We start from the raw sequence: 14979 nt of genomic DNA, 5'->3' as shown, positions 1-14979 counted from the left end.
GAGGCGGCCGGCCATGACCACCCATCCCAGCATCGAGCACCACCCCGATCTGGCCGAGATGCGCACTCGGTTCGAGCGGGTGACCACCACTCCCCGGGCGCAGGCCGTCGAGGCACTGGCCCTGATCACGGGCCTGTACCTGGCCGCCTCACCGTGGATCGTGGGGTTCAGCGGCCTCACCCCGCTGGCCATCAACAACCTGATCGCCGGCCTGGCCTTCTGCCTGTGCATGAGCGGTCTGGGCTCCGCCTACGAGCGCACCCACGCGATGGCGTGGACGGCGGTCGTCCTCGGCGCGTGGACGATCATCGCCCCGTGGGCCATCGCCGGTGAGATGGACACGACGCGAACGGTGGTCAGCAACGTGATCGCCGGAGGCATCGCCCTGTGCCTCGGCCTCGCGATGGCGGGCCTGGCGAGCCGTGACCGCGAGTCCCGCGCCTGACGGGGGCGCCGGAGGCGGCGCCCGCTGAACGAGCGCGCCGGGTCCCGACCGGGAAGGCCGGGGCCCGGCCGCCCGCTGTCCCCGCCTCCGCATATCGTTATGCCGGATTTGCGTGACGTATCCCACCCGTGGCGTCCCTACCGCGAAAGCCGCGAACGCTGGCACATTGGACGCCATGACTGCCGACAGCGCCGCCCCCATCGCCGCTCCCCGGGACCTCGTCCGCACCGGAGGCCCCAAGGACGACTCCACCTGGCTGGAGCACGTGCTCGGCTGGACCCTCGTGGTCGTCGTCGCCATGTTCGTCACCCAGGTCGGCTGGCTCTGAGCCCCTCCCCGTCCGCGACGATCACGTCCGAGTCCGTGTGAAACGAGCCCGGCGCACGGGTCTGCCCTAAGGTGGGCGCCCTGTGGCGGTTCGAGGCTAGGGCTGGATTTGAACAGTGGTCAGCAGCGTGGAACGACCGGTCGATCGCAGGCGCGCAGGGCCGAACTCATAGCCACCGGGCGCACGTTGTTCGCCGACACCTCGTACGACGCGCTCTCCATGGACGACATCGCCAAGCAGGCGGGCGTCGCCAAAGGGTTGATCTACTACTACTTCGACAGCAAGCGCGGCTACTACCTCGCCATCGTCGAGGACTCCGCGGCCGAGCTGATCGCCCTGGCCGGCGCCGACACCGACCTCCCCGGCGCGGAGCGCGTCCGCCGCACCGTCGACGGCTATCTGCACTACGCCGAGCACCACCGCGCCGCCTACCGCACCATCGTCACCGGCGGCGTCGGCTCCGACGCCGAGGTCCTCGCCGTCCGCGACTCCGTCCGCGAGGAGCTCGTCGCCACCGTCGCCGAAGGCGCCTACGGGCGCCGCGCCCTCCCGCCGATCGCCCGCCTCGCCCTCGTGGGCTGGCTCTCCGGGGTCGAAGGGGCCACCCTGGACTGGATCGGGGCACTCGGTACCCCGGACCGGCCCGATCGCACCGAGCTCGGGGCCCTGCTGGTGCGCCAGCTGCGCGCGACACTGGAGGTGATCGAGGAGTTCGTCCCGGAGTGTCCGGCACCTCCCGGCCCCGAAAAGCCGTTCGATCCGCTCGGTGATCTTGCCCCGGTGACGGGAAGCGCCTGATCGGGCATACTCAAGCCGCCGCAGCCGCTGAACAGGCCCTTCCGTGACCCGGGAGGGCAGCATCGGCTGCGAGATTTCCGAGACCCGGCGGCGCGTCCCACACCTCACGCGTCGCCGCCGTGCCCGACCAGGGAGGAGAGCGCCGCCATGACTGACCGCGCGCCGCAGCCGGTGGACCGACAGCTGCCCACCGAGGAGTCCCGGGACCTCCTCGCCCTCGTACGCGAGATCGCACAGCGGGAGATCCGCCCCAAGGCAGCCGAGGAGGAGGACTCCGGCCGGTTCCCGCGGGAGGTCTTCACCCTGCTCTCCGAGGCCGGCCTGCTCGGCCTTCCCTACCCCGGGGAATTCGGCGGCGGCGAGCAGCCGTACGAGGTCTACCTCCAGGTCCTGGAGGAGCTGGCCGCGGCCCGCCTGACCGTCGGCCTCGGCGTCAGCGTGCACTCCCTGGCCTGCCACGGACTCGGCGGCTACGGCACCAAGGAGCAGCAGAGCGCCCACCTGCCCGCGATGCTCGGCGGCGGCCTCCTGGGCGCCTACTGCCTCTCCGAGCCGGCCGCCGGCTCCGACGCCGCCTCGCTCACCACCAAGGCGGTGCGCGACGGCGACGACTGGATCATCACCGGCACCAAGGCCTGGATCACCCACGGCGGGGTCGCCGACTTCTACACCGTCCTCGCGCGCACCGGCGCCGAGGGTCCCAAGGGCATCACGGCCTTCCTGGTCCCCGGGGACGCGGAGGGCCTGACCGCGGCCGTGCCCGAGAAGAAGATGGGCATGAAGGGCTCGCCCACCGCCCAGCTGCACTTCGACGGCGTACGCGTCCCGGACGCCCGCCGCATCGGCGAGGAGGGGCAGGGCTTCAGCATCGCCCTGGCCGCGCTGGACGCCGGACGCCTGGGCATCGCCGCCTGCGCCATCGGCGTAGCCCAGGCCGCGCTGGACGAGGCGCTGACGTACGCGCTGGACCGCAAGCAGTTCGGGCACCCGATCGCGGACTTCCAGGGGCTGCGGTTCATGCTGGCCGACATGGCCACCAAGATCGAGGCGGGCCGGGCGCTCTACCTCGCGGCGGCGCGGCTTCGGGACGCGGGCAAGCCGTTCTCCCGCCAGGCGGCCATGGCCAAGCTCTTCTGCACGGACGCGGCGATGGCCGTCACCACGGACGCGGTGCAGGTCCTCGGCGGATACGGCTACACGGCGGACTTCCCCGTCGAGCGGCTGATGCGCGAGGCGAAGGTGCTCCAGATCGTGGAGGGCACCAACCAGATCCAGCGCATGGTCATCGCCCGCCACCTGGCCGGCCCGGAGACGCGCTGACCGTCAGTACAGCCCGCTGCTGGTGGTGGGCCAGACCGGGGAGGACGTGAGCCGCGACCACTCCGGGTCGCGCCGGCCGGGCAGCGTCCGGCCGGCATCGGCCCACCGCGCCAGCAGGTCCTGGTAGATCGGCGGATCCGCCACCTGCGGCATCTGCGATGCCTGCGGTGCCTGCTCACGCGGCCGCTGAACCGATTCTTCGAATCCCGGCGCCACCAGTCGACGCCTTCGGCCCATTGAAGACTGAAGCATGGTCATACCCCGCCAACGCGGAACCGAAGGGCCGGGTAATCGCCCCCGGGGTGCGCCTATCCGTTCGAGGTGTCGCCGGGGGCGGGGCGGTGGCTTCGGGGTGATCGGGATCCTCTCGGCCGGTGTCGGGGATGTGCTGGGGGTTTCCCGTCAGTCCCATCGTCCCTCCGGGTCGGGCCGGTCCCTCAAGGGCGCTCCCTCCGGTCGCGTCGCTTCGCGATGTCGCTGCGCTCCACCCTTGACCGACCGTCCCGCCCCGGAGAAACGAAAGACTGCCGGGAAGCCCCCAAAGGAACGGGCCGGGGGATCAAGACACCGACGGGGACGGTCGGAGATGCCCAGCCCCGTCCCGCGTAAGCCAGGGTCGGCAGGCGGGGCCGACCGAGACCAGGGGCCCGGGTCGGTGGGCGCATCCAATCGCTACGCGCTCCTCATCTCTCAGCGTCTCCACGCCGCCCTGGGCTGGGCATAGGCCGCCCACGGCCTCGGTCCGGCGCTCGACCTGCGTCCGACGACCGTCCTGGGCCGGGCACAGGCCGCCCCAGATCGCTACGCGCTTCTCCAGGACCGCGATCCACGGCCGTCAGCACCTGGTGAGAGGGGCGGACGGCCGATAGTCCGGGTATTCCGTAGTGGAGCCGGGTCAGCGCGAACACCACACCACAAACCCACCCCCAAAGAGGTGCAATTGGGGCAATCCGTCGGCCCTTTGAGTCGCCCATGCACGCTGACCCGCATCCACTGCGGAATAGGCGCTGTCTCACGTCTTTTCGCCCCGCGACGACCCGCAGGCGCCTCCCGGGGAAGCACCTGCGGGTCGTGGGCGGCTTGCGGCCGGCCACGGACGGTCGTCGGACGCGGGTCGAGCGCCGCACCGAGGCCGTGGGCGGCTTTGTGAACGGCCACAGACGGCCGTCGGTCGCTGTCGGCGAGAAGCGCCTGAGGCCGTGGGCGGTCTATGTCCAGCTACGGGCGACCGTCGGCCGCTGTCGGTGAGAAACCCTTGCGGGGTGTGGGCGGTCTATGTCCAGCCCCAGACGGTCGTCGGACGCGGGGCGAGCGCCGCACCGGGGCCTCGGGCGGCTTGTGAACTGCCACAGACGGCCGTCGGCCGCTGTCGACGAGAAGCGCCCCAGGCCGCGGGCGGTCTATGTCCAGCTATGGGCGACCGTCGGCCGCTGTCGGTGAGAAACCCTTTCGGGGCGTGGGCGGTCTATGTCCAGCCCTAGACGGTCGTCGGACGCTGAGGGGTGAGGAGCGCGTAGCGATTTGGTGCGCCCCACCGACCCGGCAGGTGGCTTCTATCGGCCCCGTCTGTCGGTCGTGTCCCACGCGGGACGGGGCCGGGCATGGCCGACCGTCCCCGTCCGTGTCTTGATGTCCCGGCCCGTTCCTCTGGGGGCTTCCCGGCAGTCTTTCGTTTCTCCGGGGCGGGACGGTCGGTCAAGGGTGGAGCGCAGCGACATCGCGAAGCGACGCGACCGGAGGGAGCGCCCTTGAGGGACCGGCCCGACACGGAGGGACGATGGGACTGACGGGAAACCCCCATCCGCTTCTCTGATACCGGCCGAGAGGGCCCCGCCCCACCCCGAAGCCCCCGCCCCGCCCCGCCCCCAAGGCCCCGGCACAGTACGCCGGTCTGGCAGGGCGTGCCAGAAGGGTGGCCTCGAGACAGGTTTCTGACGTACCGTCATATTCGCCTGAGCCGCCCCCCGTGAAGCCGACCCGAAGCCGTCCGTACAGGAGGTTCGCCATGCCCGCCGACCGGCCCGTCGCGCTCGACGAATACCCCATCCACCAGGCGCCCTTGTCGATGAAGCACGTCGTCAGCGGTGACCGCAACGCCTACGACCGGTGCATCTTCCACGTCTTCGACCACGCCGGCCGCGCCGTCCTGATCCTCGGCCTCGGCGTCTACCCCAACGCCGGGGTCATCGACGCCTACGCCACCCTCCGCATCGGGGACGAGTTGCTCGCCGTTCGGGCCTCCGACGCCCTCACCGACGACCGGATGAACCTCTCGGTGGGGCCCCTGTCCATCACCGTCGACGTACCGCTCCGGCAGCTCACGCTGCGCTGCGCCGCCGATCCGGCGGACCCGCACGGGCTCTCGTACGACATCACCTGGACCGCCGGGTTCCCCGCCGTCTGGGAGCCGCACCACGTCCAGCGGCGCGGCGACCGGCTCATGCTGGAAGGCCGGCGTTTCGTCCAGGCCGGCAACGTGACGGGCACGATCCGCGCCAAGGGGGAGCGGTTCACCCTCACGCCGGGGGAGTGGACCGGCACCCGTGACCGGAGTTGGGGCGTACGGCCGATCCCCGGGGAGGAGGGGGGCCGCGCGGCCGAGGAGTACCGCCCCGAGGGCTTCCACTGGCTGTGGATCCCGGTCCGGTTCGAGGACCGCTTCGTCATGGTCATCGCCCAGGAGGACGCCGACGGCCACCGCACCCTGAACGAGGCCGTGCAGGTCTTCCCCGAGAGCAGCGGACGCCACGACGTCCAACTCGGCTGGCCGCATACCGAGATCCGCTACCGGCCCGGCAGCCGGCACCCCGAGCGGGCCGTCGTCCACCTCACCGATCCCTCCCGCAAGCCCCTCGAGCTGGGCGTGGAGATCCTCAACTCCTCCCCGCTCGCCGTCGGCGCCGGTTACCCGCCCGCCGGCGACTGGCAGCACGGAACCTGGCAGGGCCGGGGCTGGTGCGACCGCCGCGTCTACGACCTCTCCGACCCCGCGGCCCATCCGATGGCCGCCTTCGGGGTGACCGACCACTCGGCCCGCTTCACCCTCGACGGCCGGATCGGCCACGGCATCTTCGAACACGGCAGCTTCGGGCGCCACGACCCCAGCGGCTTCGCCGACTACTCCTCCGTCGCCCAGTAGGAAAGGGGACCGACCATGGCCACCGCACCACGACCGCGCACCTCCACCCGTGAGCCCGAGGAGCTCGGCCGCCGCCTCGCCGCCTGGCTGGACTCCAGGCTCCCCGGCGCGCGGATCGCCAACGTCTCCGTCCCCGGATCCAACGGGATGTCCAGCGAGACCCTGCTCTTCGACATAGAGCACCCCGACACCCCGCTGCGCGCCTGCGCGCTGCGGCTCGCCGCCGATCCGGCCGCCTACACCGTCTTCCCGGCGTACGACATGCCGCGCCAGCACCGCGTGATGGGCCTGGTCGCCCGGCACACGGACCTGCCCGTCCCGCGGTTGCAGTGGCTGGAGGAGGATCCGGGGCCGCTGGGGGCACCGTTCTTCGTGATGGCCCGTGCGGAGGGCCGGGTCCCGCCCGACGTCATGCCCTACACCTACGAGGGCAACTGGCTGCACGCCGCCACCGACGCCGAGCGCGCCGCCCTCCAGGAGGCGAGCATCTCGCTGCTGGCCCGGCTGCACGACCAGTTCCCCTCCAAGGAGGCCGAGTTCCTCCTCGCCGACGGTGAGGGCACACCGCTGCGCCGGCATGTTGAGGCCCAACGCGCCTACTACGACTGGGTGGTGGGCGGGCTCGCGCCGTCCCCGCTCATCGAGCGGGCGTTCGCCCGCCTGGAGGAGCTGTGGCCGCAGGACGAGGGCCCCGCCGTCCTCAACTGGGGCGACGCCCGCATCGGCAACGTCATCTACGACGGCTTCACGCCGGTGGCCGTACTGGACTGGGAGATGGCGGCATACGCCCCGCGCGAGGTGGACCTCGGCTGGACCGTCTACCTGCACCGGTTCTTCCAGGACCTCACGGTCGGTTTCGGACAGCCCGGACTGCCGGACTTCCTGCGCCGCGAGGACCTGGAACGCCGCTACGCCGAGCTCACCGGCCACACCCCGCGGGACATGGAGTTCCACACCCTCTACGCGGCCCTGCGGCACGGGATCGTGATGCTGCGCATCGCCTACCGGCAGGCCCACTTCGGGGAGGTCGAGGTCCCGGCGGACCCGGACAGCCTGATCCTGCACCACGCCAGTCTGGCTGCCATGGTGCAGGGAACGTACTGGTAGGGGAGCGGAGCGGCGGTCAGGCCGCCTGCGCGTGCTGCTGCCGCGTCTGCGCCTGCGGCCGCGGCAGCACGGGGCTCACCACACGGATCGGGCGCGAGCCCGGACCGCCGACGTGCGAGAAGGGCTGCGTCCGCCAGTCCAGGCCCTGGGGCAGGGCCGGCAGGACGAACGGTTCGAGCTCCTGCGCCTCCACCGGCTGGATCATGCCGACGGTGGGCAGGGCGTCGCCCGCGGGCCGGCCGGTGCCCGCGCAGACGGTGAGGCCGAAGGGGTTCCACGGGGTCAGGCAGAGGGCGTGCTGCGGCAGGTACTCCTCGTCCGCGACGAGGGCGATCGACTGGCCGCAGTCGGGGCAGGTGGCGTGGTGGATCTCGAATCCCTCGAGCTCGTCGAGGTAGTCGCCGTCCCCGCCGTCGTCCGGGTACGTGCCGTCCCCGGAATCGAGCGGTTCCGGGGGCTCCGGCTCGGTGCGGCCGGCGCGCTTGGTGTTCAGCATGGATGTACTCCCCCTTGGGTGGGCCGGGCGGGCAGGTTCTTCGGCCTCGGCCACAGCAACCAATTCCCGTCGAGCGTCACGAGTAACCACAACAGACAGGCCTCCACCTGCATACCCCTGTGGCCTTGGTCACATGCCTGCCGCAGATGCCTCCAGTGGGCGGACAGCACTGGGCCTGGAGCGCCCTTGGGCCGTAAGTTGAGCGGCTATGAGCGCAATGGAGGAGCTGGACCGCCAGATCGTTGATCTGCTCGTGCGGGACGGGCGGATGAGCTACACGGATCTGGGCAAGGCCACGGGACTGTCCACGTCGGCAGTCCATCAGCGAGTACGACGTCTGGAGCAGCGCGGGGTCATCCGCGGCTATGCGGCCGTGGTCGATCCGGAGGCCGTCGGCCTGCCGCTGACCGCGTTCATCTCGGTCAAGCCCTTCGACCCGAGTGCGCCGGACGACATCGCCGACCGGCTGGCCGGGGTCCCCGAGATCGAGGCCTGCCACAGCGTCGCGGGCGACGAGAACTACATCCTGAAGGTGCGCGTCGCGACGCCGCTGGAGCTGGAGGACCTGCTCGGCCGCCTGCGCGCCCTCGCCCACGTCTCGACGCGCACGACGGTCGTCCTGTCCACCCCCTACGAGGCGCGCCCGCCCCGCGTCTGACCCACGCCCGAGCGGGGACCCGGTGGTCGGGCCGGGGTGGGCGACGCGGGACACTGGTCGGCATGACTGACCGCACCGCCCACTCCGCCGACGCCGCCGGAGCACAGACCAGGACCGTCCTCCTCCGCGGGGGCGAGGTGCACAGCCCCGCCGATCCCTTCGCCACCGCGATGGTCGTCGAGCGCGGCCGCATCGCCTGGGTCGGCTCCGAGGGTGCCGCCGACGCCTTCGCGCAGGGCGTGGACGAGGTCGTCGACCTCGGCGGCGCGCTCGTCACGCCGGCGTTCACCGACGCCCATGTCCACACCACCTCCGCGGGCCTGGCCCTCACCGGGCTGGACCTCACGGGCGCGCGCACCCTGCCCGCCGCGCTGGAGCTCGTACGCGCGTACGCCGCGAGCCGCCCGGCCGACCGGGTGCTCCTCGGGCACGGCTGGGACGCCGCCCGCTGGCCCGAGCGCCGGGCCCCGTACCGTGCCGAGCTCGACGAGGCCACCGGCGGCCGCGCGCTCTACCTCAGCCGCGTCGACGTGCACTCGGCGGTGGTCACCACCGCCCTGCTCGCCCTCGTCCCTGGGGTGCGCCCCGAAGGCGACCGGCCGCTGACCGGTGACGACCACCACGCCGTGCGGCGGGCCGCGCTGGCCGCCGTCACCCCCGCCCAGCGTGCCGAGGCCCAGCGGGCCGCCCTCGACCGGGCCGCGTCCCTCGGTATCGGGTCGGTCCACGAGTGCGGCGGGCCCGAGATCTCCTCCGCCGAGGACTTCACCGGTCTGCTCGCCCTGGCCGCCGAGCGGCCGGGGCCGCGCGTCTTCGGGTACTGGGCCGACACGGACCTCGAGCTGGCCAGGGAGCTCGGGGCCGTCGGAGCCGCCGGGGACCTGTTCGTCGACGGCGCCCTCGGCTCCCACACGGCCTGTCTGCACGCCCCGTACGCGGACGCCGCGCACACCGGCACCGAGTACCTCGACGTGCGCGCCGTCACCGAGCACGTGGCCGCCTGCACCGAGGAGGGCCTCCAGGCCGGTTTCCACGCCATCGGGGACGCCGCGATCACCGCCGTCGTCGAGGGCGTCCGGGCGGCCGCCGAGAAGGTCGGCCTGGCCCGGGTCCGGGCCGCCCGGCACCGGGTGGAGCACGCGGAGATGATGACCCCCGCCACCATCGCCGCCTTCGCGGAGCTGGGGCTGACCGCCTCCGTGCAGCCCGCGTTCGACGCGGCCTGGGGCGGCGAGGACGGGATGTACGCGGACCGGCTGGGCGTGGAGCGGGCCCGCACCCTCAACCCGTACGCGGCCATGCTCAAGGCCGGCGTCCCGCTGGCCTTCGGCTCGGACGCGCCCGTCACCCCGCTGGACCCGTGGGGCACCGTCCGCGCGGCCGCCTTCCACCGGACCCCCGGGCACCGGATCTCCGTACGGGCCGCCTTCACCGCCCACACGCGGGGCGGCTGGCGGGCGCTGGGCCGCGACGACGCCGGCGTCCTGGTCCCCGGCGCCCCGGCCGACTACGCGGTCTGGCAGACGGGTGACCTGGTCGTCCAGGCCCCCGACGACCGGGTCGCCCGCTGGTCCACCGACCCCCGCTCGGGCACCCCCGGACTGCCCGATCTGACTCCCGGATCCGCACTGCCGGTGTGCCTCGCCACCGTCGTCGGCGGGCGGGAGGTATTCGTACGCCCACAGGGGTGATCCGGCGGGCCTCGGTTCGGTACGGGCGGCCGGACACGGATAGGTTCGGCCGGGTCCACCACCAGGAAGTCCGTGCCGGACGACTCCGTCTGCGCAGCGCGCCCGCGCCTCGGGGGCGAGGGAAGGTTTCGCCGGGCGGCGGGTGGCCCCGGGTCGGGGTCCGCGGTCCAGTAGACAACGGTCACGGCGGCCCGCAGCCAGCGGGCGTCCGACCGGCCCGAAGGACCGCGGGCCCCGGCCACTGTTCTAAAGTCATCCTCTGCGACCAGACGTACAGGACGTGCACGAGCACAAAAGGGGACTCAGTGAGCGACGGCGGACAGCGGACCTACGGACCGCTCGGTACGGCCTTGGTGATCATTCCGACCTACAACGAGGCGGAGAACATCGGGCTGATCGTCGGGCGTGTGCGCGCGGCCGTGCCCGAGGCCCACATCCTCGTCGCGGACGACAACAGCCCGGACGGCACCGGCAAGCTCGCCGACGAGCTGGCGGCCGGCGACGACCACGTCCACGTGCTGCACCGCAAGGGCAAGGAGGGGCTGGGCGCCGCCTACCTGGCGGGCTTCGTCTGGGCCCTGGAGCAGGGCTACGGGGTGATCGTCGAAATGGACGCCGACGGTTCCCACCAGCCCGAGGAGCTGCCCCGTCTGCTGACCGCGCTGGCCGGTGCGGACCTGGTCCTGGGTTCCCGCTGGGTGCCGGGCGGGCGGGTGGTGAACTGGCCGAAGAGCCGTGAGTTCATCTCGCGCGGCGGTTCGACGTACTCCCGGCTGATGCTGAACCTCCCGATGCGGGACGTGACCGGCGGCTACCGGGCCTTCCGCCGGGAGACCCTGGAGGGGCTGGGACTGGACGAGGTCGCCTCGGCGGGCTACTGCTTCCAGGTCGATCTGGCGCGCAGGGCCGTGCAGAAGGGCTTCCGGGTGGTGGAGGTCCCGATCACGTTCGTCGAGCGGGAGTTCGGCGACAGCAAGATGAGCAAGGACATCCTGGTCGAGGCGCTGTGGCGGGTCACCCAGTGGGGCATCAAGGCCCAGGCCTCCAAGCTGCTGGGCAAGGACGGCGGCCCGCAGACCGGCAAGCCGGGCGGCGGAGCCTGACGGGCAGACCGGGCCGGGCTCGCGGTGTCCGGTCCGGACGGCGGGACACCCCCTAGGGGGTGTCCGGTACCTCCGGCTGAGGCCGCTTTTATGCGGGCCCAGGCACACTGGATGGTATGACGACCGGCATTTCCACGGCCCCCCGGCGGCGCTCGCCCGCCCGTACGTTCCTCCCCCTGGCGATCGCCGCCTGGCTGATCCTGGAGATCTGGCTGCTCACCGTGGTCGCGGACGTGGCCGGCGGGCTCGCCGTGGCCGCGCTGCTCGCGGGCGGCATCGTCCTGGGCGCGGTGGTCATCAAGCGGGCCGGGCGGCGCGCCTTCAAGAACCTGGCGAGCACCTTCCAGCAGGCCCAGCAGGGGCAGCAGCCCACCCCGCAGCAGCCCGGGCAGGGCAATGGCCTCACGATGCTGGCGGGCCTGCTGCTGATGCTGCCCGGCCTGATCTCCGACGTGGCGGGTCTGCTCCTGCTGCTGCCGCCCGTCCGGGCCTGGATCGGCCGCAGGGCGACCCGGTCGCTGGAGCGGAAGATGGCCTCGGCCCCGGCCGGCAGCTTCGGTGACGCCTTCCAGCAGGCCCGTATCCACTACCCCGACGGCAAGGTCGTCCAGGGCGAGGTCATCCGCGAGGACCGGCCCGGCGGGCAGGGCGGCCCGGACACGGCGTACCGCCCGCCGCTGACCCCGTAGGACGGAACGACGGAACGACGGAACGACGGATACACAAGCCGAGGGGCCCCGCCACACACAGTGTGGCGGGGCCCCTCGGCTTGTGTATCCGTCCGGCTGTCAGGCGGACTTGCGGCTGTCCCGCGGATGCACGGCAATGTTCATGGCGCCGGAACGCAGGACTGCGAGCCTTTCGGCCAGCACTTCCTCCAGCTCCTCGCGGGTGCGTCGCTCCATGAGCATGTCCCAGTGCGTTCGCGCGGGCTTGCCCTTCTTCTCTTCGGGCCCATCCCCGTCCACCAGGAGTGCCATGGCGCCGCACGCCTTGCACTCCCACTCCGGCGGAATTTCTGCCTCAACCGAGAACGGCATCTCAAATCGATGTCCGTTCTGGCATGCGTACTCCACCGCCTGGCGCGGGGCCAGATCGATGCCGCGGTCCGTCTCGTAGCTGGTAACCACGAGGCGCGTACCGCGGAGAGCTCGCTCACTCATGAATCGTGCCTCCCGGGCTTGTCGCCCACAGGACAGGTGTCGCTGTCGTCGTCATCCGGTCAACGTCCGGTCGGCGGTATAGATTCCCGCTCCGGGTCGTGCGTCGCCCGTCGTACCGCCCCTTGTTGTACCCACCAGTGCCCGTTTTGTCACATCTGGCAGCAGATGTCACCCAACGTCCACGCCAGCTGTGCGCGCAGTAACGGTCCGCCTGGCAGGCCAAAGGCGTACACTACCGGCCCTTTGCTTCAACGTCTAAATTCGTTCGGAATTCGTTCGTGGATCCGGGCCGGGCGCACTCGCGGACCCACTCTCAGATCCGCTCCGGTACAGGATTGCCTGCCGCCTCCACCGCGCGCCGCACCGGCACTCGTGCCAGGAGCACGAATCCCAGTGCGAAGAAGACCACCAGAGAGATGATGGCGTCCCGGTAGCTGCCCGTGAGCTGGTACGTCAGGCCGAACACCAGCGGTCCCACCCAGCTCAGGCCCCGGTCGCTCATCTCGTACGCGGAGAAGTACTCGGCCTCCTTGCCCGCCGGCACCAGGTGCGAGAACAGCGAGCGCGACAGCGCCTGGCTGCCCCCCAGCACCAGCCCGATCATCGCGGCGAGTGCGAAGAACCACACCGGGGTCCGGGCCGGAAGGAAGTATCCGGCCGCCAGCGTCACCGCCCACGCGGCCAGCGAGCCCAGGATCGTCCGCTTGGCTCCGTAGATCCGGGCGAGCCGGCCCATGCCCAGCGCGCCGGCCACCGCCAGGACCTGCACCAGCAGCACCGCCCCGATCAGGGTGGACTGCTCCAGCTCCAGCTCCTCCGAGCCGTAGACGGAGGCCTGGGAGATCACGGTCTGCACGCCGTCGTTGTAGATCAGGTACGCCAGCAGGAAGGACAGGGTCAGCGGGTAGCGCCGCATGTCCTTCAGGGTGGCGACGAGCTGCTTCCAGCCGCTGACGGCCGGCGCCGCCCCGGGCTCCCGGACCACGGCCCGGTCCCGCAGCCGGCGCAGCGGGATCAGCGCGAAGGCTCCCCACCACAGGCCCGCGGAGGCCAGGCAGATCCGGATCGCCATGCCCTCCGAGAGGCCGAACGAGTCGTGCCCCATGTAGAGCACCAGGTTCACCACCAGCATCACGGACCCGGCGGTGTAACCGAAGGCCCAGCCCCGCGAGGAGACGGTGTCCCGTTCGTCGGGGGTGGAGATCTGCGGCAGGTAGGCGTTGTAGAGCACCATCGAGACCGACAGGGCGGCGTTCGCCACGATGAGCAGCAGGCCGCCCAGCAGATAGCGCTCGCCGTCCAGGAAGAACATTCCGGTGGTCGCCACTGCGCCCGTGTACGCGGCCGCCGCCAGCATCGGCTTCTTGCGGCCGGTCCGGTCGGCCACGGCGCCCACGAGCGGCATCAGCAGGACGGCCAGGATCACCGAGGCCGAGACGGAGTAGGCGAAGAAGGACCCGGCGCGCACCGGGATGCCCAGCGGATGCACGAAGCCCTCGGCGTCCGCGGCGGCCTTGGCCACCGCGGTCAGGTAGGGCCCGAGGAACACGGTCAGCACGCTCGCCGAGTAGACCGAGACGGCGAAGTCGTAGAAGTACCAGCCCCGCTGCTCGCGCTTGCGCTCGGCGATCGCGGCCGTCGAGGAGGTCGCGGTCGCCGGGGCGGCCGCGGCTCTGCCGTCCCCCGCCCCGGGTTCCGCTTCCTCGGTCCTGCTGCGCTCTTCCGCACTCATGCGGTGTCCCCCTCGCTGGTCCCGTGCCGCAGCGGCGTCCCGGCCCGTGCGGGGGGTGGAGGGCGCGTCAGGCCCAGGCCCCACGCCGGTCCAGCACCGTGCGCAAGATGTCGATCCGGTCGGTCATGATGCCATCGACACCCAGGTCGAGGAGAGCCTCCATACGTTCCGGTTCGTTCACGGTCCAGACGTGCACCTGGAGTCCCCGCTCGTGCGCGGTCCGTACGAACCTGCGGTCGACCACGCGGATACCGGACTGGATCTCCGGAACCTGCGCCGCCACCGCGCCCACGCGCAGCGCCGCGGGAATGGCGTACGAGCGCAGCCGCAGGCCGAGCACCCCGCGTACGCCGTAGGAGGTCGCCAGCCGGGGCCCGGCGATCTTCTGGGCGCGGGCCACCCGGCTCTCCGAGAAGGAGCCCACGCACACCCGGTCCCAGATCCCGGCCCGGGCGATCAGGTTGACCAGCGGGTGCAGCGCCGACTCGGCCTTGATGTCGATGTTCCAGCGGGCGTCCGGGAACTCCTCCAGCAGCTCCTCGAAGAGCGGCAGGGGCTCGGTGCCCCCGACCCTGGCCTCGCGGATCTTCTTCCAGGGCAGTTCGGCGATCCGGCCCCGGCCGTCGGTGACCCGGTCCAGCGTGGAGTCGTGGAAGGCGACGAGTTTCCCGTCCACCGTGGCGTGCACATCGGTCTCGAAGTACCGGTAGCCCGCTGCGGCGGCCCGCCGGAAGGCGGCGGCGGTGTTCTCCAGCCCGTCCGCGGCACCGCCCCGGTGCGCGAAGGGAATCGGAGCCGGGTGGTCCAGATACGGATGGCGAAGGCGTACGTGCGTCACGGCGGCAGTATGCCTCTTGTTACCCGTGGGGAGGGTGCGCCCCGGTGGCTGCGTGATGAACGGCGCGCCGCCGCAGCCGTGCGGACCCCTCCGCCGAGCGGTCGGGCACCCCCGCCCCTGGTCCGGGTGGACCCCGGCGTGACAGGGTGTGGGGGCGGAAG

The 14979-nt window shown here is 72.0% G+C and carries 15 protein-coding genes; 10 read left to right on the top strand and 5 right to left on the bottom strand.

What is annotated here, in order from left to right:
* The first annotated feature begins 13 nt into the window (after nt 1-13).
* The 4 genes from ACXNSR_RS07690 to ACXNSR_RS07675 all read left to right on the top strand — a co-directional run bounded on the left by ACXNSR_RS07690 (nt 14) and on the right by ACXNSR_RS07675 (nt 2891).
* Nucleotides 14-445, top strand: coding sequence for an SPW repeat protein (locus tag ACXNSR_RS07690; RefSeq protein WP_458641395.1), 432 nt, complete (start codon nt 14-16; stop codon nt 443-445).
* 175 nt (nt 446-620) lie between these two features.
* Entirely contained in the window at nt 621-773 is a 153-nt protein-coding gene (locus ACXNSR_RS07685) for an SCO1431 family membrane protein (RefSeq protein ID WP_189748327.1), read from the top strand.
* A 108-nt stretch (nt 774-881) separates the two neighbouring features.
* Nucleotides 882-1571 carry a TetR/AcrR family transcriptional regulator gene (locus ACXNSR_RS07680; RefSeq protein WP_458641394.1) on the top strand — a complete coding sequence of 230 codons (690 nt, stop codon included), beginning with the start codon at nt 882-884 and terminating at the stop codon, nt 1569-1571.
* A gap of 147 nt (nt 1572-1718) precedes the next feature.
* Complete coding sequence (locus ACXNSR_RS07675) at nt 1719-2891, top strand: acyl-CoA dehydrogenase family protein (RefSeq protein WP_458641393.1); 1173 nt, start codon at nt 1719-1721, stop codon at nt 2889-2891.
* A 3-nt stretch (nt 2892-2894) separates the two neighbouring features.
* On the opposite strand, the gene ACXNSR_RS07670 is transcribed toward ACXNSR_RS07675, so the two are convergent.
* Nucleotides 2895-3044, bottom strand: coding sequence for a hypothetical protein (locus tag ACXNSR_RS07670; RefSeq protein ID WP_458641392.1), 150 nt, complete (start codon nt 3042-3044; stop codon nt 2895-2897).
* A 1852-nt stretch (nt 3045-4896) separates the two neighbouring features.
* Here ACXNSR_RS07670 and ACXNSR_RS07665 point away from each other — a divergent pair.
* Together ACXNSR_RS07665 and ACXNSR_RS07660 are read left to right on the top strand one after the other, a co-directional pair.
* Nucleotides 4897-6030 (top strand): hypothetical protein, encoded by a 1134-nt coding sequence (locus tag ACXNSR_RS07665; protein ID WP_458641391.1) that lies wholly within the window; start codon nt 4897-4899, stop codon nt 6028-6030.
* Nucleotides 6031-6045: 15 nt separating this feature from the next.
* Nucleotides 6046-7137, top strand: coding sequence for a phosphotransferase family protein (locus ACXNSR_RS07660; protein WP_458641390.1), 1092 nt, complete (start codon nt 6046-6048; stop codon nt 7135-7137).
* Nucleotides 7138-7153: 16 nt separating this feature from the next.
* Here the strand turns inward: ACXNSR_RS07660 and ACXNSR_RS07655 are convergent, their stop codons facing one another.
* Entirely contained in the window at nt 7154-7633 is a 480-nt protein-coding gene (locus tag ACXNSR_RS07655) for a hypothetical protein (RefSeq protein ID WP_458641389.1), read from the bottom strand.
* A gap of 217 nt (nt 7634-7850) precedes the next feature.
* Between ACXNSR_RS07655 and ACXNSR_RS07650 the strand changes: the two genes are divergently transcribed.
* The 4 genes from ACXNSR_RS07650 to fxsA all read left to right on the top strand — a co-directional run bounded on the left by ACXNSR_RS07650 (nt 7851) and on the right by fxsA (nt 11774).
* Nucleotides 7851-8291: an Lrp/AsnC family transcriptional regulator gene (locus ACXNSR_RS07650; RefSeq protein ID WP_030011705.1), complete on the top strand. Its 441-nt coding sequence runs from the start codon at nt 7851-7853 to the stop codon at nt 8289-8291.
* A gap of 62 nt (nt 8292-8353) precedes the next feature.
* Entirely contained in the window at nt 8354-9982 is a 1629-nt protein-coding gene (locus ACXNSR_RS07645; RefSeq protein ID WP_458641388.1) for an amidohydrolase, read from the top strand.
* A 305-nt stretch (nt 9983-10287) separates the two neighbouring features.
* The gene (locus ACXNSR_RS07640; protein WP_458641387.1) at nt 10288-11085 is read left to right on the top strand and encodes a polyprenol monophosphomannose synthase; all 798 of its coding nucleotides are present in this window, start codon (nt 10288-10290) and stop codon (nt 11083-11085) included.
* A gap of 116 nt (nt 11086-11201) precedes the next feature.
* Entirely contained in the window at nt 11202-11774 is a 573-nt protein-coding gene (fxsA, locus tag ACXNSR_RS07635) for an FxsA family membrane protein (protein ID WP_458641386.1), read from the top strand.
* A 99-nt stretch (nt 11775-11873) separates the two neighbouring features.
* On the opposite strand, the gene ACXNSR_RS07630 is transcribed toward fxsA, so the two are convergent.
* The 3 genes from ACXNSR_RS07630 to ACXNSR_RS07620 all read right to left on the bottom strand — a co-directional run bounded on the left by ACXNSR_RS07630 (nt 11874) and on the right by ACXNSR_RS07620 (nt 14818).
* Nucleotides 11874-12248, bottom strand: coding sequence for an RNA polymerase-binding protein RbpA (locus ACXNSR_RS07630; protein ID WP_007262928.1), 375 nt, complete (start codon nt 12246-12248; stop codon nt 11874-11876).
* A gap of 313 nt (nt 12249-12561) precedes the next feature.
* A complete protein-coding gene (locus tag ACXNSR_RS07625) occupies nt 12562-13980 on the bottom strand; it encodes an MFS transporter (RefSeq protein ID WP_458641385.1) in 1419 nt (472 codons plus the stop codon).
* A 67-nt stretch (nt 13981-14047) separates the two neighbouring features.
* Nucleotides 14048-14818: a glycerophosphodiester phosphodiesterase family protein gene (locus tag ACXNSR_RS07620; RefSeq protein WP_458641384.1), complete on the bottom strand. Its 771-nt coding sequence runs from the start codon at nt 14816-14818 to the stop codon at nt 14048-14050.
* Between the last annotated feature and the right edge of the window lie 161 nt (nt 14819-14979).

It is taken from the genome of Streptomyces sp. NC-S4 (assembly GCF_054353315.1).
This window is presented reverse-complemented; position numbering and strand designations above follow the sequence as displayed.

Bases quoted from the DNA above. Each gene is read 5' to 3' on its own strand.
- ACXNSR_RS07690 (WP_458641395.1), top strand. From the start codon at position 14: ATGACCACCCATCCCAGCATCGAGCACCACCCCGATCTGGCCGAGATG.
- ACXNSR_RS07685 (WP_189748327.1), top strand. From the start codon at position 621: ATGACTGCCGACAGCGCCGCCCCCATCGCCGCTCCCCGGGACCTCGTC.
- ACXNSR_RS07675 (WP_458641393.1), top strand. From the start codon at position 1,719: ATGACTGACCGCGCGCCGCAGCCGGTGGACCGACAGCTGCCCACCGAG.
- ACXNSR_RS07670 (WP_458641392.1), bottom strand. From the start codon at position 3,044: ATGCCGCAGGTGGCGGATCCGCCGATCTACCAGGACCTGCTGGCGCGG.
- ACXNSR_RS07665 (WP_458641391.1), top strand. From the start codon at position 4,897: ATGCCCGCCGACCGGCCCGTCGCGCTCGACGAATACCCCATCCACCAG.
- ACXNSR_RS07660 (WP_458641390.1), top strand. From the start codon at position 6,046: ATGGCCACCGCACCACGACCGCGCACCTCCACCCGTGAGCCCGAGGAG.
- ACXNSR_RS07655 (WP_458641389.1), bottom strand. From the start codon at position 7,633: ATGCTGAACACCAAGCGCGCCGGCCGCACCGAGCCGGAGCCCCCGGAA.
- ACXNSR_RS07650 (WP_030011705.1), top strand. From the start codon at position 7,851: ATGGAGGAGCTGGACCGCCAGATCGTTGATCTGCTCGTGCGGGACGGG.
- ACXNSR_RS07645 (WP_458641388.1), top strand. From the start codon at position 8,354: ATGACTGACCGCACCGCCCACTCCGCCGACGCCGCCGGAGCACAGACC.
- fxsA (WP_458641386.1), top strand. From the start codon at position 11,202: ATGACGACCGGCATTTCCACGGCCCCCCGGCGGCGCTCGCCCGCCCGT.
- ACXNSR_RS07630 (WP_007262928.1), bottom strand. From the start codon at position 12,248: ATGAGTGAGCGAGCTCTCCGCGGTACGCGCCTCGTGGTTACCAGCTAC.
- ACXNSR_RS07625 (WP_458641385.1), bottom strand. From the start codon at position 13,980: ATGAGTGCGGAAGAGCGCAGCAGGACCGAGGAAGCGGAACCCGGGGCG.